A 23,730-nucleotide genomic window follows, 5' to 3' on the forward strand; every position below is an offset into this window, starting at 1 on the left:
AAATAGTATCAGCTATTCTAGTTTTTCTGCGGCTGGCTGGATAGGGAGCAAATTCTTCTCCCCCTGTACCCTCAGAGATGGATTACCTTCTGCCTTCTCAAATTCTTTGAGCAGTAGGATCTCAATTTCATGAGCAGGCAAAGGTTTAGAAAATAAGTAACCTTGACCAAATTCACATCCAAGTTGCTTTAAGCGTTGAAGTTGCTCCTGCATTTCAATACCTTCTGCCACAACTGCCAATCCCAGTTGATTACTGAGTGCAATGATGGTTTTGATAACTTGATAATTCCGTGTTCCTTCCTGAATGTGGTTAATAAAGGAGCGATCAATTTTCAAGGTATCAGCAGGTAATCGATGCAGATAATTGAGAGATGAATATCCAGTACCAAAATCATCAATGCTGATTTTAATGCCTAGTGTTTTTAATTCCTCTAATACAATGATTGTCTCAGTTATATTCTCAATCAGAATACTCTCAGTAATTTCTAGGCTAAGGGAATGACCATCTAAACCAGCTTGAGTGAGAATTTCTTCCACATCCTTCACTAAAGTAGCTTTGCAGATATCTTGAACTGAGAGATTTACACTTACCTTGAGAGCTAATTTACTATCAAACTGCTGTTTCCAATTTGCCATTTGTTGGCAGGCTGTTTGCAGTACCCAATTATCTAGAGGGACAATCAGACCTGTTTCTTCCGCGATGGGAATAAAATCTCCGGGAGAAATGAAGCCGCGAGTGGGGTGTTGCCAGCGCACTAATGCTTCAACACCAACTAAATGATTGCTATTGATATCAAGAATTGGTTGGTAGTAAACAATAAATTCTTCTCGTTCCAGTGCTTTTCGGAGGTCACTTTCTAAATTTAGTCGTGTCACTGCCTGGATGTGCATCTGGGCATCAAAAATTTTATAGCAGCTTTTGCCTTGAGCCTTGGCTCGATACATGGCAAGATCAGAATCTCGGATTAAATCTGAGGCTTGATGATAACTTGCCGTTCCTAATACAATGCCAATGCTCGTAGTGATAAATACTTCATGTCCATTGAGTATTAATGGAGCTTGAAATTCTGCTAAAATTCGCGTGGCAACAGCAACTGCTTCTTCAATCCCTTCTACACTTTCCACTAAAATCACAAACTCATCGCCACCTAAGCGAGCTGCCAAATCCATTGCCCGAATTTTTGATTTTAGCTTCTGAGCAATCATATTTAGGAGTTCATCTCCAGCTAAATGCCCCAAGCTGTCATTAATAATTTTGAATCGATCCATATCGAGAAACAACACAGCGAAATGATAATTTTCAATTCGCTTGGCTCGGTTGATAGCTAATTCCAATCGTTCCATGAGCAGGTTACGATTAGGTAAGTTAGTTAAAGAATCATGTAGGGCGTTGTAAAGTAGTTGTGCTTCTGCTTCTTTTCGTTCGGTAATATCAGTGATTGTACCAACATATCCCGTAATTTTTCCAGTAATATCAAACTCAGTAACAGCTTGTCCAAATACCCAAGTAACAGTGCCATCAGGCTGTTGAAATCGGTACTCTAGCTGGAAAGGACGATTTTCTCGTGCAGCAGCATACAACTCCATTAAAACTTTGTTTTGGTCGTCGGGATGAATACTTTTTACCCATCCAGTCTTGAGGGCTGTTTGAGAAGTTAAGCCAGCCAGCTTGCACCAGCGTTCATTGACGTAAAGACAATTCCCTTCAGCATCGGTACGAAAAATCCCCACAGGAGCTGCGGCTGCTAAAGAAGCATACCTTTGTTCGCTTTGCCGCAGTTCTGCTTCTGTTCGTTGTCGTTCGGCTAGTTCAGTTTGTAGCTGCTGGTAAGCCGTGGCTTGTTGAATAGCGATCGCCATTTGGGTAGAAAGCTGTTCTAATAAAGCTGTTTCTTCAGCTTCCCACTGTCGCGGTGCTTGGCTCTCAACGACATTCAACAATCCCCACAGTTTATGACTGTTGATAATTGGGACTAAAATTTTCGCCCTAATCTGTAAGCTTTTTAGTAGTTGACGGTGACAATCGCTCATCTGTGTCGTGTATATATCAGACACGACTCGAATCCGTTCCTGGCGATATATCTCAACCCAATCAGCCGCGAAACAAGAATCATAAATTTCTTGTCCCAGATAACAAATATGACCATTGGCTACGGATTCTGCAACCACAACCATGCTCCAGTCGGGTTGAAATTGCCAGATGTTAACGCGATCGCACTTTAAAAGCGATCGCACTTCTTGGACTGTGGTATCAAGAATATCTTGCAGGTGCAGGGAAGACCGAATTTGGGTAGAAATATTTGCAATTAACTTTTCTCGTTCTGCTTTTGCTTTGAGTTTCGCTGTCCGTTCTTGGACTTCCTGCTCTAATTCAGCGTTGCGATTTTGCAGCAGTTCTAATTTCTCTGTTTCTAAGCAAGATACCCGACGTTCCAATACACCAACTAATTGATTTAACTCTAGAGGATTGAGGACTTTGAGAATACTTGTCTGGGTAACGATGCCTAACAACTCGCCTTGCTTACCAATCACCACTAACCTTTTAACCAAGTACTGCTGCATAATCTGTTGCACAATCCACAGCGAGTCTTGAGGACTAACTGAGAACACGGGTGTACTCATGACAACCTGTGCTTGTAAGTCCTCAAAATCCAGTTTTAAGGCTTGAAACTGGACGATATCTCGCTCTGTGACAATGCCAATGGGTATTTGTATGAGTTTACCTTGTACCTCCTGAAATCTTTCTTCTACAAGTACCACCGAGCTTACCTGATGTTCTGCCATCAAGCGAGTGATAGCTAGCATAGAAACACTGGGAGCAGCACAAATCACTTCAGAAGTCATGACATCGGCAACGACACGGAGGTGTAGTAAGTCTATAGGGCGAGACAATTGCCGCAAGCTTTCATGGGTGAGTATGCCGACGATGTGGTTTTGCTCGTCAACTAGTGGTAAATGGCGAATGTGATATTGCTGGAGTAAATTGATGGCAACAAACAGATCAGTAAATGCAGATTGCTGTAAGGTAATGACTGGATGTGCCATCACCTCAGCAATTGTCAGATTTTCTAGCGATCGCTTTTGGGAACTGAGACGAACTACGTCACGTTCTGTAAAAATGCCTAATAACTGATTGCCTTCTACAATCAACACGTAACTCGAACGCGCTTCTAGGTATAGGGCTGCAAGTTCAGTATCTGCCTTTTTGGAAGATGAACATACAGCACGAATCCCACTCATTTGGGCGATCGCCACTACCACCGATGTATCTGGCGAAACTATCAGTGGGTTACGAACGATGGCAGATTCCAGATCAGCTTCTGTCAAAGCAGTGGATGATATGAACATTCGTGCAATAGTATGTAAAAGTTCTTAACCTGTCATTGTTATCATGCCCATCCCATCATCGTACTTAACATATTAAGATCACGGAGAGAGTTCTGTTTGCTCAAAGACATTTTTGAGGAGAGTCAAACCGTGTTCAATTTGTGATATTTGTTCTGGTGTGAGATCCTGTAAAATTTCAGCGATATGAGCGCGAGTTTTTGCTTGGGATTGCTCCAACAGATGCTTTCCTTCTGGTGTTAAATTCAGAACTATTCGCCGCCGTTCTTGAGGATTATCAGTTCGTTGCACCAGTAAGCGTTGTACTAGCCGTTCGATTGTAGTGGATGCAGTAGCACAGGTGACACCAAGATGATCAGCCACCTCAGACAAGGAAGCACCAGGACGACGCTTGAGAAATGCTAGCGATCGCAATTGTGGTATAGAAATAGAATCAGGACTATGAGTTCGCATATCAGCCCGGATAAACCGCATCAACAATGGAATTGTATCCATAACCCTGGCGGCACATTCGTGGGAAGGTTTTCCGAGCTTCATGAAACTGTGATTCTCCTGATGACATCACCACCCGTGGATCAAATTCTTCCACAGATGATACTCAAGCTTAATTCATCCTCATAAGAGAATTGTACAGTCTAAGCCAAACCCCGTAGAAATCCGGGGGAGGACTTTACCCGGATTTCTCAATGCTTCCCCAGTCTCCAATCCCCAGTCCCCACTCCCCAGTCCCCAATCCCCAATCCCCAATCCCCAATCCCCAATAATAGTTTGCTTTCTAACTTGCCCTTAATCTATTCTGATCAGAATATGAAAAAAGATTAAGACAACTGGTGAGCAACAAAAATGCTAGAGAGCTTAACTGAAATTGGGACAAAATTACAAATTAATTGGTTACTGGTAAATGCTGGCTTGCAATTTACGAGTTGGGGGTTATTTTCCTTATTGTTGGCTGAAATACTGAGAGACAGTTACCATGCGTTGTGTCATAAAGTCATTTGGCTAGGTAAATGGCACAACAAGCACCATATGGTATATCGACGGGATTTATCGATAGTTTCCTTAAAAGCTTATCAAGAATCCCAGCTTTACCATGACATTTTAGAATCAAGCCTGCTAGTAGTGGTATTAACCGCAATTTCCCTCATTACGCAGCAAATGGGGTTATGGCTGGGAGTTGCTTACGCCTGCGCGTTCTTGTTTGGTGCATCCCTACGATATTTCCAAGGAACAATAGACACAGACTATAATCACCTACCAGGGCCTTTACAAACCAGCCCTTCTGTTTGGTGGGTGAATCGATCTTACCATTGGCGACATCATTTTGATGATGTCAATGCTTACTATAGTGGTGTATTTTCCTTAGTAGATAAGATATTGGGAACAGGACTATCGTTAAAAGGTAAAACCATCGCTATCACCGGTGCATCTGGTGCATTAGGACAAGCTTTGACAACAGAGTTGCTCAAGCATAATGCGAAAGTTGTGGCACTAACCACTAACCCAGATAAATTACCAACTGATAATAGATTTAAAATAATTACCTGGGAATTAGGTAATGAAGCAGCACTCAAAGCAAGTTTAGAGAAAGTAGATATTTTAATTATTAACCACGGTGTTAATGTCTACAACAGCCGCACACCACAAGCAATTAACTCTTCATATGAAGTCAATACTTTTTCCGTATTACGGTTGATGGATACATTTTTAACAACAGTAACAGGGCCACAAGCAAAAGCTACTAAAGAAATCTGGGTGAATACCTCTGAGGCTGAAGTATCACCAGCACTGAGTCCACTTTATGAACTCAGCAAACGCACCTTGGGGAATCTAGTAACTCTTAAACGCTTGGATGATGAGTGTATAATTCGTAAATTAATTTTAGGGCCTTTTAAAAGCCAACTTAATCCTTATGGAGTCATGTCAGCACAACAAGTAGCTCGTGGTATTTTGTTTTTAGCCCGCCGGGATTTCCGCAATATTATAGTGACTATCAATCCTCTGACTTATTTACTTTTTCCGGTAAAAGAAGTGAGCAGTTGGCTATATTACCGCATTTTTAGCAAGACAATTAAAAGTTAAAAAATAGCTATCTTCCTGTGATTGCTGATAATTACGAAAATCGAAAACCCCGGTTCTTCTTTTGACTTACACTTTACGGTACTAGTACGGTTATTCCCAAAAATTTAGTCAAGATGTCCCTTGATTAAATTTGCTAGAGTTAACACACCGGGATTTTTTCAGTCAAATCTCTGATAACGCCAGTAGACGAGGCTATTCATGCTTACAAGTACCCTACTTCTCTCTAATCAACTCCCCAACCTCCATTACTCTTCCACAGCAGAGCGATTCGATGAAACTTGGGAAGCACCCTTAGCTACCCTACTGGGTTTAGGACGCGCTGCTGGTGCTGATTTTATAGAATTATTTTTAGAACGCCGCAACTACATTAGTAGTTTGGCAGAAGACGATACAATTACCAGCATTTCACCCAGTCTATCTACAGGTGCGGGAGTCAGAGTATTTCGTGGCAAAGCCGATTGCTACGTCAGTACCAATGATCTATCATTTTCTGGCTTAAAAGCAGCTTTAGAAAAAGGTCTGTCTATCTTAGGCTTACAACTACCAACCTCTAACGCCTTCATCCCAGAAATTAACCTCGAATTATTCAGAGACTACGCCACCAAGCGCGGTAAGGATGGCTGGCTACCTCTATGTAGTTCTATCCGCGAAATGGGCGAAATTCTTCTTGATGGGACTGCCTACTTAAATCGCAAAGCCAGCCATGTACAGTCCCGCCGTGCTAGCTATTTCCGTGACTGGCAAGAAGTATTAGTTGCAGCCAGCGATGGCACTTTTGCCCGTGATATTCGCCTGACTCAATCAGTCGGTTTTAACCTACTGTGTGCTGATGGTGCAAATCGTACCTCTATAGGTGAACGGGCTGGTAATACCAGTGATGCCAACTTCCTGAGAACCTGGGACTATCAGCAATCCGCCGAGCAAATCGCCGAATCTGCTGGAAAAATGCTCTACGCCGATTACGTAGATTCAGGTAATTACCCCATCATTATGGCGAATCACTTTGGCGGTGTAATTTTCCATGAAGCCTGCGGACACCTATTAGAAACTACCCAAATCGAGCGCAAAACTTCCCCCTTCGCCGATAAAAAAGGCGAAAAAATTGCCCACGAAAGTTTGACAGCTTGGGATGAAGGACGGGCAGATAATGCTTTCGGGACAATCGACATGGATGACGAAGGTATGCCTGCTCAAAGAACCCTATTAATTGAAAAAGGTGTTCTTAAGAACTTCCTAGCCGATAGAACTGGTTCTTGGCGTACTTCACACCCCAGAACAGGTAGTGGTCGCCGTCAAAATTATACCTTCGCTGCGGCTAGCCGGATGCGTAATACTTATATCGCCCCCGGTGACTACAAAGTAGAAGATTTATTCGCCTCTGTAGATAAAGGTATTTACTGCAAAAAGATGGGCGGTGGTAGTGTTGGGGCTACTGGTCAATTTAACTTTAGTGTGGATGAAGCCTATTTAATAGAAAATGGCAAAATTACCAAGCCACTCAAGGGTGCTACCCTCATTGGTGAAGCCAAGGAAATTATGAATAAAATTTCCATGTGTTCCCAAGATTTGGAAATTGCCCCTGGTTTCTGTGGTTCTGTCAGTGGTAGTATCTACACCACAGTAGGACAACCCCACATCAAAGTTGATTCTATTACCGTCGGTGGACGCTAAAGAATTTTAGATTTTCAATTTTTGAGAAAATAGATCCCCTTACAAAAGATCCCCGACTTCTTCAAGAAGTCGGGGATCTGATACGCACATAAACTCAAATCCAAAATCCAAAATTGGTTATGCCCAACATTCATGAAATCGCTACTTACGCCAAGGAAAATGCAGAAAAGCTTGGCATCAAAAAATTTGACATTTATGGCTCAACTGTAGATGAAACAAGCGTGCAAGTTGACCAAGGTGAGCCAAAACAAGTCAAAGCCTCAAATCGCTCTGGTGTGACTGTCCGTGTTTGGAATGAAGATAATACAATTGGTATCACTAGCACCACTGATGTAGATCCCCAAGGATTAGAATTGGCTTTAAAAACTGCTTACGAAGCTAGTTTTTTTGGTGTTAAAGAACACGTTCCCGATTTTAGTCCAGAGGCTACTGTACCACTGGCGAAAACACTTGATGAAAAAGCACCCCAAGCACCTGTCTCAGAACTTATAGAAAAACTGTTAGTGGCTGAAAAAGGATTATTAGCTACTCATGCAGCAATTATAGGAGTACCTTATAACGGTTTGGCACAAAGAGATATTGATAGGTTCTATCTCAATAGTGAAGGTGCTTTGAGAAAAGATTCTCTTTCTGTGTCTTCAGTTTATCTGTATAGTAAAACTGAGGAAGAAGGTAAAAAACCCCGCAGCGCAGGGGCTTATAGAGTCAATCGCAGGTTAGAAAATTTAGACATTGATGGTTGTATCAAGGAAACTGCTGAAAAAACTATCAGTCATTTGAACTACGAAAAAGTTAAGACTGGTAAATATCAAGTAGTTTTCTCCCCGGAGGCTTTTTTAAGTCTTTTAGGTGCGTTTTCTAATTTGTTTAATGCCCAAAGTATTCTGGATAAACAAAGCTTATCTACTCCTGAAGATTTGGGTAAACAAATTGCTACATCTTTAATTTCAGTCTATGATGATTCTTTGCACCCGGCTAATATAGGTGCAGAAACTTTTGATGGCGAAGGTACACCAACTCGTCAAGTGAAGTTAATAGAAAATGGCATTTTAACAAGTTTTCTGCACAGTGCTGGCACTGCCAAAAGGTTAAATTCTCAACCAACAGGTAATGCTAGTATTGGTGCAAAGGTTAGTGTTAGTCCCAATTTCTATCATGTGTTTGCAGCCGAAAATTCTCAGCAGGAATTGAGCTTAGAAACTGCTGAAAATGTGATTTTAGTTGATGAATTACACGCTCTCCATGCTGGTGTAAAATCTTTGCAAGGTTCATTTTCTTTGCCGTTTGATGGTTGGCTAATTAACAAAGGTGAGAAAACGAGTATTGAATCAGCAACTGTTGCTGGTGATTTCTTGGAAGTTTTGAAGTCTATTATTTATGTAGAAAAGGAAGTGGAATTAACCCCTGGTGGTGTTGCTCCTAGAATTTGGGTTGATGGACTTTCAATTACTGGTGAGTAAGATTTAAATATTAGACCTCTTGCATAAATGCTGAAGCTGTCATGTTGAGCGAAGCGAAACATCTCAAAGATTTTACATTTTATTCAAAATGACACATCTAATTTTCGGACTTTTGCAAGAGGTCTATTTTAGATCAGCAGCAATCTAGAACCTCGGTTTTTCACGTAAACCGGGGTTATTTTAATTTGATAAGAAATTTAAGACTTACATAATGGAAGTTTAATTGGATTTTAATGTTTGGTTTTTAATCTGACTCAAGTGTTTTGAATGCAACTTACTCAGTAGCTTAACTTCATGAAGTAACTTAGCTACTTTAAGTCATTTATCTGTAAACAAATACTTGTGAGGAGAAATCATGCGGCATTTCTTGGGAGCATTTTTGCTGGGAATGGCTACAATAACTGTTATGCCAACAGAAAAAGTCCTAGCAGCAACATTAACGGGTCAACCCCCCATTGTGATTGGACATCGAGGTGCTAGCGGTTATCGTCCTGAGCATACTTTAGCTGCATATCAACTAGCTATTGAAATGGGGGCTGACTATATTGAACCTGATTTAGTCGCCACTAAAGATGGTATTTTGGTAGCACGTCATGAAAATGAGATTTCTGGAACAACTAATATTGCTAGCCTTCCTGAATTTGCTGACCGTTTCACAACCAAAGTGATTGATGGGCAAAATATATCAGGTTGGTTTACAGAAGATTTTACTCTAGCTGAATTGAAAACTCTCCGCGCGATCGAAAGAATCCCTACTATCCGTCCAGATAACACGGCTTTTGATGGATTGTTTGAAGTTCCGACTTTGCAAGAAGTTATAGATTTAGCAAAGACACAAAGCGCAGCCTTGGGAAGGACTATTGGTATTTATCCCGAAACTAAACACCCAACTTATTTTGATTCTATTGGCTTGTCAATGGAAGAAATTTTGGTCAGTGTTTTAAATGCTAATGGCTATACTGATGAAACTGCACCAGTTTACATTCAATCTTTTGAAGTTAGCAATTTAAAAGACCTAAATACATTAACCAACGTTTCTTTAGTCCAACTCATTAGTAGTGGTGGTAGACCCTATGACTTTACAGTTAGTGGTGATCCTCGCACTTATGCTGATTTAACTACACCATTAGGTTTAGCAGAAATTGCTACTTATGCTGATGGAATTGGTGCTAACAAAAACTTGATTATTCCTAGGGTTGGGGGTAATTTATCGTCTCCTACAACTTTGGTCAAGGATGCTCATAAAGCTGGTTTGTTGGTTCACGCTTGGACATTTCGTGACGAAGATGTTTTCTTACCTGCGAACTTACAAGGTAATCCTGAAGAAGAGTACAGACTGTTTTACAAGACTGGTGTTGATGGGGTATTTAGCGATAACCCTGATACAGCATTTAAGGTTCGTTCTGCTTTAGTTCCTGAGCCTAGTGCTATGTTGGGTTTGGGTATTATGCCTTTGTTGGGATGGTTTTTGCGTCGTCGGAATAACGATTAAATAGCTTTTTTCTTTGTGTCTCTGTGTTTAAGAAGGAATTTTTTACCACAGAGACACGGAGATACAGAGGTTAGGCTAATTGCTTTGGAATGAAATTATTGTGTAATAGCTGCGCTGATTTTCTGTGAGGGATTTAGTGATAACAGCGATCGCCAAATCCACATCTTCATCCACTAAAAGTGGCGTTAGTAGCCGCACTTACGGGACGATTAGCTAGTACAGCACGGCGTAAATGAACATACCATTTTAAATGAGCAAAAATCTTGATATACGAAACTTTTGATTTTTGACTCTTCTCCTATCGAATACGCTACGCGTTGGCGCAGCCTCTCGTAGAGAACGACTTCGCTCAGGGTGAAAATCTTTCGCGGAAGGTAGCCGAGGTGTTGAATTTTGACTTCACGGCGGTACTATTAGTAAGGCGACTATCAGTCCTACTTTATTGACTATCAGGACTTGATCCAGTTAGAGTTTCACAGCTTATAGAGTTAAACTACTGAGCTTTTCCCACAATTGACGCACATCATCGGAAAGCTGGCAAAATAATTCTTTCGCACCTGGTATATTCACTAACTGCTTTATTTATAATATCATAATATTTGCGCTAGGTAAGTCGAGTTTGCCTGTCTAGCTTTAAACAAACGTTCACAGAGCAAAATCCTTCAGATTGTTACGAAGTTTAAATTATGTAGTATTGACTAAATTCACGATAAAGCTAGTATAAAGTTCAAAAAAAAAATCCCAAAAATTGATTTTCTTATTGTAAAATTGCAATTAGTTGGTGGAATTGATGCTTCTTTGCAGATAAAACCGTAAAAACAACATTAAATCTAAAAAATTGAACTTCTTTTAGGATGAAAATTGGTGTAAAATGATTCCAGTAAAGTACAATACAAGTAAGTGAATAGCATATTCTATAGACTTTTTTGTTTTTGATTTCACTTCGCTAATAGTATACATACCTTAAAAATTAATATTAAGGATGTTACTCATCTTTTATCATAATAAACTGTGTGTTTTCCCTCGTTAATGATCCTAGCGTTGCGGTAATGAAATTCATTAACCGGGTAAATTAAATCAATGAATAAATCATTATGCAATAAGTCTATAAAAATACTTTATTGCTTTCTTTTTCCTATTGTGCCATAGGAATAAATTTGTGAGTTAGTAACTCTAAGATACAATCCTTCATCCCAAGAGTTAATTAAAATTCGTAAGTAAGTTTTAATAATTGCTTACTTAGATATCTGTATGGTTAATGCAGATATATCTTGTAAATACTTGTTTAGGCTTTGTTTCCTCTTTTAAGGTAGTTGAGCTATTTTCGCTTGCTGATTTTAGGCGATTACTAGGATTACTCTTCATTATAAAAAATTAGGTCATATTCCTTTATGCAAAAGCAATTGTTTCTAAACTGGAATGATACTCAAAAAAATTATTCCCGAGATAAATCTATACATCAGTTATTTGAGGAACAGGTAGAATATACCCCTGATGCAATTGCAGTTGTGTTTCAGGAACAACATCTGACCTACCAACAATTAAATCATCGAGCCAATCAAGTAGCACAATATCTGCAAACCTTGGGAGTAGGAGCAGAAACACTAGTAGGTATCTGCATAGATTCATCCTTAGAAATGGTAGTAGGACTATTGGGCATCCTCAAAGCCGGCGGAGCTTATGTACCACTATCTCCAGCCTATCCACAAGAACGGCTAGCTTTCATGCTGACAGATACACAAATCTCCGTAATATTAACCCAAAAAGCATTAGTAGACAAACTGCCTCAACATGAGGCGCGTGTAATATGCCTCGATACTGACTGGGAAATCATCAACCAACAGACATCAGAGAAACCCAATACTAGCGTCAAGCCTGAGAACTTAGCCTATGTTATGTACACCTCTGGTTCTACAGGTCAACCCAAGGGTGTGAGTGTTGTTCATCGTGGTGTAGTCCGGTTAGTCAAAGAAACTAATTATATTAGCTTTACTAACACTGAAGTATTTTTACAACTTGCGCCTATATCCTTTGATGCCTCTACCTTTGAAATTTGGGGTTGCTTACTCAACGGTGGACGATTAGTAATATATCCAAGCAACACCCCATCTTTAAATGAATTAGGACAAGTTATTCAGCAATATCAAGTAACAACACTATGGTTAACAGCTGGTTTATTTCATTTAATGGTAGATGAAAATATTCATGGTTTAAAACCTTTGCGTCAACTGTTAGCCGGTGGTGATGTTTTATCTGTTCCCCATGTGCAGAAATTTCTCCAGACAGTAGAAAATTGTCAATTAATTAATGGTTATGGACCTACAGAGAATACAACTTTTACCTGCTGCTATCACATCACAGAACCAATCAATCCAAATGTTTCAATCCCTATTGGTCGCCCAATTGCTAATACCCAGGTATATATATTAGATCACAACCTGCAACTAGTAACAATGGGAGCGACAGGTGAGTTATACATTGGTGGCGACGGTTTGGCGCGTGGTTATCTAAATCGTCCAGAATTAACCAAAGAGAAATTTATCCCCAATCACTTCAGTAGAGATTTAGAGGCGCGCCTTTACAAAACAGGAGACTTAGCTCGTTATCTACCCGATGGCAATATTGAATTTCTTGGACGAATTGACAACCAGGTGAAAATTCGTGGTTTCCGTATTGAGTTAGGAGAGATTGAAAGAGAGATTGCTCAACATCCTCATGTGCGGGAAAATATCGTTTTGGCTCGTCAGGATAGAACAGGCGAAAAGAGATTAGTAGCCTATATTGTGCCGCATCAACACAGTACATACAGACAAGAAACAATACGTAGCTTCCTGCAACAGCAATTACCAGAATATATGCTGCCATCGGCATTTGTAGTCTTAGAATCCTTGCCTTTAAATGCTAATGGCAAGGTAGATAGACATAAATTGCCAGATCCTAGTCAAGAACGTCCCCAATTAGAACAGGTGTATGTTGCACCCCAAACTGATTTACAACGCCAGTTAGCAAGTATTTGGTCTGATTTACTCAAAATTGAGCCAGTAGGTATTGATGATAACTTTTTTGATTTGGGTGCAACTTCAACCTTAATCATGCAGGTGGCTCTACAAATACAACAAAAATTAGGAATTGACTTATCAGTAGTGAAACTATTTCAGTATCCCACAATTGCTGGGTTAGCTAAGTATTTGAACGCTGAAAAAGATAGTCAACAGTCTTACAACAAGCTGCAAAATCGCGCCCAACGCCAGCAAGCAGCCGCTTCTGCCCGTCGTCGTTATAGTCCAATTGGTGTTTAAAAAATGGTAAATACGCAAGAAGTGGAAAACCAAGATTCTCTTGATGGTGTTGCGATTGTAGGCATTGTGGGCAGATTCCCCGGTGCAAAGAACGTTGATGAATTTTGGGGAAATCTTTGTACCGGCAAAGAGTCAACTACGTTTTTTCAAGCAGAGGAAATAGATCCTAGTATTGATCCGCATCTGCTTCAAGATCCTAGTTATGTAAAAGCTAGAGGAATTCTCCCTGGTGGAGAAACCTTTGATGCCGCCTTCTTTGGAATTAATCCCAGAGAAGCGGAAGTGATGGACCCCCAAAGCCGAATTTTTTTGGAACTAGCATATGAAGCTCTAGAAAATGCCGGTTACGAGTCAGAATCATACAATAGCTTAATAGGTCTGTATGCTGGTTGCGGTCAAAATACCTATTTTGCTAACCACATCTGTGGTCGTCGGGAAATTATCGATCGCGTCGGTGAATTCCAGACCATGCTCGCCAATGAAAAAGACTTTTTGACCACCCGCGCCGCCTATAAGCTCAACCTCAAAGGACCGGCTGTGAGCATCAGTACGGCTTGTTCTACTTCCCTGGTGGCAGTTATTCAAGCTTGTCAAGGCTTAGTCAACTATCAGTGCGATATGGCCTTGGCTGGTGGTGTGTCCATGACTACACCCCAAAACAGTGGGTATATCGCTCAAGAAGGCACAATGCTATCTAGTGATGGTCATTGTCGTCCCTTCGATGCCAAATCTCAAGGCACAATGTTCAATAATGGCGCGGGCTTAGTGGTGCTGAAACGTCTAGAAGATGCACTGCACGATGGCGATCGCATTTATGCCGTGATTCGGGGCTTTGGTATCAATAATGATGGTGCTGACAAAGTAAGTTTTACTGCTCCTAGTGTCGATGGCCAAGCCGAAGCCATTGCTATGGCTCAAGCCTACGCTAACTTTCACCCCGAAACTATTTCTTATATTGAAACTCACGGTACTGCCACACCCCTAGGTGATCCCATTGAAATTGAGGCTTTGACCCAAGCCTTCCGCATCCATACAGATGCTAAACAATTTTGTGCGATCGGTTCACTCAAAAGTAATGTGGGACATTTAGTAGCGGCGGCTGGGGTAGCCGGGTTGATTAAAACCGCTCTTTCCCTCTATCACCAACAAATTCCCCCCAGCCTAAATTTTAAGACTCCCAACCCCAAAATTGACTTTGCCAACAGTCCTTTTTACGTCAACACAAAACTCACTGCTTGGCCAGAGGGAGAAACTCCCCGCCGTGCTGGTGTGAGTTCCTTTGGTGTGGGTGGAACTAATGCTCATGTAGTCCTAGAAGAAGCACCATCAATACCGCCTTCTAGCCTATCCCGACCCCGACAGCTACTATTACTCTCGGCTAAAACCAGTGCAGCCTTAGAAACAGCTACCCAAAATTTGCAGCAACATCTGCAAAATCAGACCACTATTAACTTACCTGATGTTGCTCACACTCTACAACGAGGGCGTAAAGCCTTTAGTTATCGACGCTTTGTAGTTTGTCAAAACACCACAGAGGCGATTGGCTCACTACAATCTTTAGATTCCAAACGGGTGTTTACCCGCCACACAGAAATCCGTGATCCCGAAATTGCCTTCATGTTTCCCGGACAAGGATCGCAATACCTCAACATGGGATTTAATCTCTACAGCCGCGAAACTGTGTTTCAGGAAGTAGTAGATGAATGTGCAGAAATTCTGAAACCTCTATTGGGTAAAGATTTGCGAGAAATCATTTATCCAGTAGCAGCAGACAAAGAAACGGCAGCAATCACACTGCAACAAACCCGCTTTACTCAACCTGCATTATTCGTAATTGAATATGCCCTAGCGCAACTGTGGCAAAATTGGGGAGTCAAGCCACAAGCCATGATTGGTCATAGTATTGGGGAATTTGTCGCCGCTTGTATTGCTGGTGTATTCAGCTTAGAAGATGCACTGATGTTGGTAGCTACTCGCGGTCGGCTGATGTGGGAGTTACCAGGCGGGGCAATGCTATCAGTGAAATTACCAGCCCCAGAATTAGAGAAAAAATTGCATGGGGAACTAGCGATCGCCGCCATTAATAGCCCTGGGTTGTGTGTAGTTTCTGGAACAAATGAAGCGATCGCCAAGTTGCAAACACAACTGGAGGCAGCAGAAATTGCTTGTCGCCGTTTACACACTTCCCATGCCTTCCATTCTCCCATGATGGAGGCGATCGTCACCCCCTTTGCTGAAGTAGTCAAGCAAGTTAAACTATCACCACCGCAAATTCCCTTTGTCTCTACAGTTACAGGTGACTGGATTACGACTGAGCAAGCTACAGATCCCATGTACTGGTCTAAGCATCTACGCCAAACAGTCAAATTTGCTGATGGAGTAAAAACCCTATGGCAGCAGCCAGCACGGGTCTTATTAGAAGTTGGTCCGAGGACAACCACCACCACCCTAGCAAAGCAACAAGCTAAAGATATTAAACAGCAAATAGTAATCCCTTCCCTTAGTGACAACGCAGATAACGAAGCAGAATGGACTGCCTTACTCCAAGCAGTAGGACAACTGTGGCTTACAGGAGTCACCATTGACTGGAACAACTTCTATCAAGGAGAAAGACGGCGGCGAATTCCGCTACCTACATATCCCTTTGAACGCCAACGCTTTTGGATTGATCCTCTACCCCATCCCAATCGCACAACTAATTCCCAACCAACCCATTCTCAATTACAAAATACCCAAACTATGTCAGCCCAAACCAAGCTTATTTCCCTGCTGCAAGAAATTATCGAAGCAACCTCTGGACTGGAAATCGCTGGTGTAGACCCATCAACCACATTTCTAGAAATGGGATTAGATTCTTTGTCTCTCACACAAGTAGGGCTAGCACTAAAGAAAAAATTCCAAGTTAAAGTCACACTCAGACAATTACTAGAGGTTTACCCCGATTTAGCAACATTGGCTGGCTTTATCGAGCAAAGCTTATCTCCCGCAGCTTTATCTGCATTAGTTCCCCCTAAAACCACATCACCCACCGCAGAAGTACATGAAGTTTCTAGCAACGGCTCAAATGGTAAAAATGGTTCTACCCCACCGCCAATGATGACAGTACCCACAGCATCTACAAACGGATCACAGAATGGTAATGGCTTAACAAACGGGTCAAAAAATGGTTCTACACCCCAGATTTCCCTGCCACCTGCGACAGCCAACGCCTTAGAGGGTGTAATTAATCAGCAGCTACAAATTATGGCTCAACAACTGGCACTGTTGGGTAATACTAATCACAGTCAATCTGTCTCCATGCCAGTTGTCAATCTCCAAAATAACGATTTCCAACCACAAAACTCGACCAGCCAAACTAGTCAACAACCAGAACCAAAAGAGACCCAAGATACTGCTCCTAAAAAGGCATTTGGTGCAGCAGCTCGCATCGAAACCACTCAAACCAAAACTTTAACACCCCAACAACGCACCTATCTAGACAAACTTATTCAAACATATACCCAAAAAACTCAAAAATCTAAAGAATATACTCAAGCTAATCGTTCCCATTTGGCAGACCCCAGAAGTGTTTCTGGTTTTAACCCCCTGATGAAAGAAATGGTTTACCCCATTGTCACATCTCGGTCATCAGGTTCTAAACTCTGGGATGTTGACGGCAATGAATATGTCGATTTAAGTAATGGCTTTGGTTTGAATTTGTTTGGTTGGTCGCCTGCTTTCGTGACCGAAGCCATTGAAGCCCAACTCAAACTCGGCATGGAAATTGGCCCTCAAACTCCGTTGGTGGGAGAAGTTGCCAAGCTGATGTGTGAAATTACCAACTTTGACCGCGCCGCCTTTTGTAACACGGGTTCAGAAGCAGTCTTAGGGGCAATGCGCTTGGCACGTACTATTACAGGACGGAACTTAATCGCCATCTTCTCTGGAGCTTATCATGGCATCTTAGATGAAGTCATTGTACGGGGTACAAAAAAACTTCGCTCAATTCCAGCATCTCCCGGTATTCCCCAAGAAAAAGTAGATAATATCTTGGTGATTGACTATGATGCGCCTGATGCTTTAGAGATTCTCAAAAGTCGGGCTGATGAATTAGCTGGTGTAATGGTGGAATCTGTCCAAAGTCGTCGTCCTGAATACCAACCAAAAGAATTACTCCAACAGTTGCGTCAATTCACAGAACAAGAAGATATTCCCCTGATTTTTGATGAAATTGTCACCGGCTTTAGAATTCATCCTGGTGGCGCACAAGCTCATTTTGGTATTAAAGCCGACATTGCAACCTACGGTAAGATTGTTGGTGGTGGCTTACCAATAGGCGTGATTGCTGGAACATCAAAATACATGGATGCCTTAGATGGTGGTTTTTGGCAATATGGCGATGATTCCGTCCCAGAAGTCGGTGTAACTTACTTTGCAGGCACTTTTGTCCGCCATCCTTTAGCATTAGCGGCGGCGAAAGCGGTACTTCAGCACTTACAACAGAGTGGCCCCAGCTTGCAGCAAAACCTCAATGCTAGAACCGATAAGTTTGTCACCGAACTAATGGGCTATTTCCAGCAAATGCAAGCCCCATACACCGTTCATAATTTCGGTTCGCTGTTCATGGTCAAGTCTGCACCAGAGTTTTCTTACGGCGACTTGCTATTTTACCTCATGCGGGAAAAAGGAGTGCATATTTGGGATCATCGTCCTTGCTTCTTGACCACATCTCATTCTGAGACTGACCTAGCCTTCGCAATGAAAGTCTTTAAAGAAAGTATTGCTCAGATCCAAGCTGCTGGTTTTTTTCCTGCAACTCAAACTACCAACAGCACTCTGCGTAATCAACCACCCCAACCAGGCGCAAAATTAGGGCGAGATCCCGAAGGAAACCCAGCTTGGTATATTCCCGATCCTGAAAGACCAGGTAAATACTTACAAATAGCAGGTGTTGCCTAAATTCTGGTTCTTTGGGCGATAAAGCCCAAAGAAATATCTTGTGAAAATTTAGTAAAAACTATTTAGCAATCCAGACTAACAAATGTCCTTAAATAATCAGAAATTAAACTCCCATAAATCGACATTAACATCTCTACTATCAGACAACATTAAAATCTGATTAATAGGATTTTTGTCAAGCATAAGCCAGCAAATAAGCATGAGTTAATTCGTTTAGGTGTGATGAGAATCAAGACCTTTATAAAAATCTTGAAGCGGGTAAAGCGTTAATTAATTCATACAAGGTTAAAAAGCCCAATGTCTAAATACATCAAATCGCTGACTTCCCTGCGTGGTATTGCTGCCTTAATCATTGTCATACACCATTTTTCTTATTATGGCTTGCCACAATTGGTGCAATACAATTGGAGTGATTCGGTGGGAACGGTTCGTAGTATTCATGACTGGATTTCCTTACCAGCTTTCTCTCTTCTAATCTTGTCTTTATCTAGCAATACAAAAGGGTTAATTGCAAAAATTCTTAATTCCTCTTCTATCTTATATTTAGGAGCAATATCTTACTCAATCTACATGGTGCATTGGTTTATCCAGGAATTATTAAAGCTGCTGTGGTTCTATAAATTTAATGTAAATTTTGGTAGTGATTTTAATGAATATCAGTCTTTAATATCATTATCATTATTTACGTTTGTTATATTACTAAGTGCATCCATGATTTATAGATTCATAGAGATGCCTATACGTAGTTATCTAAAGGATATCAATTTAGTTAAGAAATATATTTATCATCAATAGTTTGGCATTAATCATTTGAGGTGGATGTATGAGTTTGTTTTCGATAAATTCCCAAGATAAAGTAACTGCTGTTGATTTTGATCCATTTGCCGCAGGAGAATTATTATTAACTGCTCCTGCTACCGAATCTCAAAAAGAAATTTGGGCTTCTGTGCAGATGGGGGATGCTGCTAATTGTGCTTATAATGAGTCCCAATCTCTACAGCTAAAAGGGCAACTAAATCTAGCGTGTTTCCAGTCTGCACTCCAACAGCTAATCGAATACCATGAAGCTTTAAGGACTACCTTGAGTACCGATGGTAATACACTCTGCATTGTAAGTAGGTTAACAATTGATATCCCTATAATTGACCTTTCTGCACTAGAGTTGTCAGAGCGAGATATAAAATTAGCTAAACTCTTAAAACAAGAAGTAGAGCAACCCTTTGATTTAGAACATGGCCCCCTATTTCGCGCAAAAATTATCAAACTGCATCCCGACCAACATCTAGTGACTTTAACTGCCCATCATATTATTTGTGATGGTTGGTCTTGGGGAGTGTTAATGCCGGAGCTAGCTCAGATTTATTCTGCTTTGGTGCAAGGTCTTACTCCTGATTTAGAAACACCAGATATATTTAGCCAGTACGCCAACTTACAGGAAGAAGAAGAACAAACTTCAGAAGCGATCGCTACAGAACAATATTGGTTAGACCAATTCTCAGACTCAGTACCTCTAGTAGATTTTCCTACAGATCGTCAACGCCCACCATTGAGAACCTTTAACTCGGCGCGTGAAGATTGGCAATTTTCAGCCGAACTAGTTACCAGCCTCAAACAACTAGGAACGCAATTTGGTTGTAGTTTTATGACCACTATCCTCACAGGATTTGAGGTCTGGCTGCATCGCCTCACCGGACAAAATGACTTAGTTGTGGGTATTCCAGCCGCAGGACAAGCTGCTTCTGGGCAGTATAATCTAGTAGGACATTGTGTTAATTTATTACCACTGCGTACACAGATTAATAGTGAAATATCTTTTAGCGACTACTTGCAAACACGGCGATCAGTAGTTTTAGATGCCTACGATCATCAACAATTTACCTTTGGTAGTCTAGTTAAGAAATTAGTGTTGACGAGAGATTCTAGTCGCATTCCTTTAGTACCAATTATATTTAATATTGATCAGGGCTTAGATACTAAAAAGCTACCCTTTGCTGGCTTAGAGGTAGACTTTTACACTAACCCCCGTTCCTTCGAGAACTTTGAGATATATCTCAATGCGACAGAATTAGGTGGCAAACTGTTCTTGGAATGTCAGTACAATACTAATTTATTTGATGCTGCAACTGTCCGCCGCCGCTTGGCAGAATTGGAAACTTTATTACAAGGTATAGTTGCCAATCCCCATCAAACTATTGCCAAATTGCCTCTGCTGCCTCAAGATGAACAAAACCTGTTAGCAGCATGGAACAATACTACAGCTAACTATCCTGAGCATCTCTGTATTCACCAGCTATTTGAAGCCCAGGTAGAAAAAACTCCAGAGGCGATCGCAGTAATATTTGAAGATCAGCAATTAACCTACCAAGAACTCAATCAGCGCACCAATCAGTTAGCTCATCATCTGCAAAGTTTGGGTGTCGGGCCAGAGGTACTAGTGGGTTTGTGCGTCGAACGCTGCTTAGAAATGGTCGTGGGAGTGTTAGCCATCCTCAAAGCTGGGGGAGCATACCTACCCTTAGATTACACTTATCCCCAAGACCGTTTAACTTTCATGTTGCAAGATGCTCAAATCCCAGTGCTGCTGACACAAGAGCATCTCACAAACAGCCTACCCCAGCATCAAGCCCAAATAATTTACCTAGATGGTGACAAGCAAAGCGCACAAGCACAATTGCCGAATCCCAGCAGTAATGTCACACCTGATAACTTAGCCTACCTCATCTATACATCCGGCTCGACAGGTCAACCCAAAGGTGTACAAATTGAGCATCAGAACGCAGTTAATCTTCTCCACAGCATTCAGCAAACTCCTGGTTTAACCGCTCAAGATACCCTGCTTTCAGTCACTAGCTTATCCTTTGACATTGCTGTATCAGAAATCTTTCTCCCCCTGAGTGTTGGGGCAAAATTGGTGTTAGCCAGCCGTGCTGCTGCTGCTGATGGCAATCAACTATTAAAACTGCTCACTACTCACAATGTCACCTTCATGCAGCCCACTCCTATCACTTGGCGACTGCTACTAGCAGCCGGCTGGCAGGGTAGTCCGCAGTTGAAGATGATTTCCACAGGAGAAGCCTTACCCAGAGAACTCGCCAACCAATTGTTACCCCAAGGTGCAGCACTGTGGAATCTTTACGGGCCTACAGAAACAACCATTTGGGCTACTGGTTGTCAAGTAACTACAGGTGACAAACCAATTAGCATCGGTCGTCCTGTAGCCAACACTCAGACCTACATTTTAGACTCCCATTTACAACCCGTTCCCATCGGTATCCCTGGTGAGTTGTACATTGGTGGTTCAGGACTGGCTAGGGGATATCTCAACCGCCCAGATTTGACGACCGAAAGATTTATCCCTAATCCTTTAAGTGCAGATATTCAATCACGTCTATACAAAACAGGCGATTTAGTCCGCTATTTGCCCAATGGAGAAATTGAATACCTCGGTCGTATCGACTATCAGGTAAAGGTACGAGGTTTTCGGATCGAATTGGGTGAAATTGAAGCTGTGATGGCACAACATCCAGCTGTTAAGGAAGCAGTTGTCGTCGTCCGTGAAGATATCCCAGAGGATAAAACTTTAGTCGGTTACTTAGTTGCCAAACAAGCGTCTGATATTGATTTGTCAGGGAACGCGACTATCAGTAATCAACACGTCCAAGACTGGAATCAACGATGGGACTTACTCTATCAATCAGCTTTAGATAATACTTCGGCGGAAGCTCTACAAAACCAAACTCTCAGCGATGTTGCTATCATCAAGCAGTTCACTAATCAAGATGGTTTTGAGCAACAAGCCCAAGAGTGGCTAGATCAAACTGTAGAGAGAATTCTGGCTCTCAAACCTAGTCGGGTGATGGAAATTGGGTGTGGAACTGGACAGATATTACTGGAAGTTGCACCACAATGCACATATTACATGGGAACAGACTATGCTGCTCCAGCCATCCAAGCATTACGGCAACAAGTAGAAACAACTCAGAAAAACTTACCGGAAGTTGTTCTTGATCATAGACCAGCTGATGATTTTGGCGGTATTGAGGCCAATGCTTTCGATACAGTGATCATTCACTCAGTCGTGCAGTATTTTCCCAACGCTGACTATTTATTACAAGTTATAGAAAAAGCTGTAGCAGCAGTCAAAACAGGTGGTTGGATTTATATTGGTGATGTCCAGAGTTATGGGTTGCTGGAAACTTACCATACGATGGATCAGCTGAAGCGTTCACCGGCATCGATGCCCATTAATACATTAAAAGGTGTTGTGGAAAATCGAGTCCGTAATGAAGATGAACTGGTTGTTGATCCCGGTTTCTTCTATGCCTTGAAACAGAAAATTCCCGCGATCGCACATATTGATTGCCAATTGCGTCAGGGTAGTTTATGGAACGAAACCACTCAGTTCCACTATGATGTGTTCTTGTACATTGGCACGCTAGAAAATCTCAACTCTGCACCAACATGGCACGATTGGCTGGATGAACAATTAACCCTAACTGAAGTCCGCCGCGTTCTGGAAGCTACTCAACCTGAATACTATTGTCTAAGCAGTATTCCCAATGCCCGGATTCAAAAAGAAGTGCAAGCTTTAGCGTTGCTCAAACAAGACCAGACATTGGCGACAGTAGGCGACTTACAAGCCAAACTGGAGACCGTCTCACCAGGTATCGATCCTGAATATCTTTGGAATTTAGGGAAAGACTTGTCCTATAAAGTTGATATCAGATGGTCAGACACAGCTAAAGATGGCTATATGGAAGCAGTTTTCAGTCGACTAGATCAGAAATCTGCACAAGCAATTAATATCGTATCTCCCCTATCCCAACAAAAAGATTTGCTGTCTTGGGCTGCTTATGCCAATAGCCCCATGCTCAAACAAGCTGACAATGAGCAACTGATTCCTGAATTACGCCAATTCCTGAAAGAGCAGTTACCGGAATACATGGTACCGGCGACATTCATGATCCTAGAGTCCATGCCACTTACCCCTAATGGCAAAGTGGATCGGAAAGCCCTCCCCAAACCAGATCGCGTCCGCCTAGCCCTAGAAGGAAACTATGTAGCACCCAGTACCCCCGCCGAACAGCAAATTGCTGATATTTGGTCACAAGTCCTGCGGTTAGAGCGTGTGGGAATTTACAACAACTTCTTTGAGTTGGGAGGACATTCTTTACTGGGAACACAGGTAATGGCTCGTCTTTACCAAACTTTTCAAGTCAAATTGCCTTTGTCCACCTTATTTGAAGTACCAACGATCGCTGATTTAACCAAACGTGTAGAAGTGATTCGCATGACTACCGCCACTTGGCAGCCTCCACAGTCAGATTTGGCAGAAAATTACGAAGAAGGAGAAATATAGTCATCCATGCCTGAGAAAACTGATTTCTTCTATTAACTAGTTATGGGCAGGTTGCAGACAGATGATTTAGCCATCTCTGTCTCTACC

Annotated in this window: 10 protein-coding genes; 8 read left to right on the forward strand and 2 right to left on the reverse strand. The window is 41.7% G+C overall.

Going from position 1 to position 23,730, the window contains the following annotated elements; translation table 11 throughout:
- Positions 1-12: 12 nt before the first annotated feature.
- Positions 13-3,348 carry an EAL domain-containing protein gene (locus L6494_RS07535; RefSeq protein WP_237993318.1) on the reverse strand — a complete coding sequence of 1,112 codons (3,336 nt, stop codon included), beginning with the start codon at positions 3,346-3,348 and terminating at the stop codon, positions 13-15.
- Between the two features lie 78 nt (positions 3,349-3,426).
- Positions 3,427-3,882, reverse strand: a complete 456-nt coding sequence (locus tag L6494_RS07540) for a MarR family winged helix-turn-helix transcriptional regulator (RefSeq protein WP_237993330.1) — start codon at positions 3,880-3,882, stop codon at positions 3,427-3,429.
- 306 nt (positions 3,883-4,188) lie between these two features.
- On the opposite strand from L6494_RS07540, the gene L6494_RS07545 reads away from it, so the two are divergent.
- The 8 genes from L6494_RS07545 to L6494_RS07580 all read left to right on the forward strand — a co-directional run bounded on the left by L6494_RS07545 (position 4,189) and on the right by L6494_RS07580 (position 23,643).
- Positions 4,189-5,424 (forward strand): bifunctional sterol desaturase/short chain dehydrogenase, encoded by a 1,236-nt coding sequence (locus L6494_RS07545; protein WP_237993332.1) that lies wholly within the window; start codon positions 4,189-4,191, stop codon positions 5,422-5,424.
- A gap of 198 nt (positions 5,425-5,622) precedes the next feature.
- Positions 5,623-7,095 carry a TldD/PmbA family protein gene (locus L6494_RS07550; RefSeq protein WP_237993334.1) on the forward strand — a complete coding sequence of 491 codons (1,473 nt, stop codon included), beginning with the start codon at positions 5,623-5,625 and terminating at the stop codon, positions 7,093-7,095.
- Between the two features lie 119 nt (positions 7,096-7,214).
- A complete protein-coding gene (locus tag L6494_RS07555) occupies positions 7,215-8,555 on the forward strand; it encodes a TldD/PmbA family protein (protein WP_237993336.1) in 1,341 nt (446 codons plus the stop codon).
- Between the two features lie 355 nt (positions 8,556-8,910).
- Entirely contained in the window at positions 8,911-10,047 is a 1,137-nt protein-coding gene (locus tag L6494_RS07560; RefSeq protein WP_237993339.1) for a glycerophosphodiester phosphodiesterase, read from the forward strand.
- A 1,391-nt stretch (positions 10,048-11,438) separates the two neighbouring features.
- Positions 11,439-13,346, forward strand: coding sequence for a non-ribosomal peptide synthetase (locus L6494_RS07565; protein WP_330911072.1), 1,908 nt, complete (start codon positions 11,439-11,441; stop codon positions 13,344-13,346).
- Positions 13,347-13,349: 3 nt separating this feature from the next.
- Entirely contained in the window at positions 13,350-18,284 is a 4,935-nt protein-coding gene (locus tag L6494_RS07570; protein WP_237993350.1) for a type I polyketide synthase, read from the forward strand.
- A gap of 297 nt (positions 18,285-18,581) precedes the next feature.
- On the forward strand, positions 18,582-19,079 hold the full coding sequence (locus L6494_RS07575; protein WP_237993352.1) for a hypothetical protein: 498 nt from the start codon (positions 18,582-18,584) through the stop codon (positions 19,077-19,079).
- 28 nt (positions 19,080-19,107) lie between these two features.
- Positions 19,108-23,643, forward strand: coding sequence for a class I SAM-dependent methyltransferase (locus L6494_RS07580; protein WP_237993363.1), 4,536 nt, complete (start codon positions 19,108-19,110; stop codon positions 23,641-23,643).
- Positions 23,644-23,730: the final 87 nt, after the last annotated feature.

Source organism: Nostoc sp. UHCC 0870, assembly GCF_022063185.1.
Lineage (GTDB): Bacteria > Cyanobacteriota > Cyanobacteriia > Cyanobacteriales > Nostocaceae > Trichormus.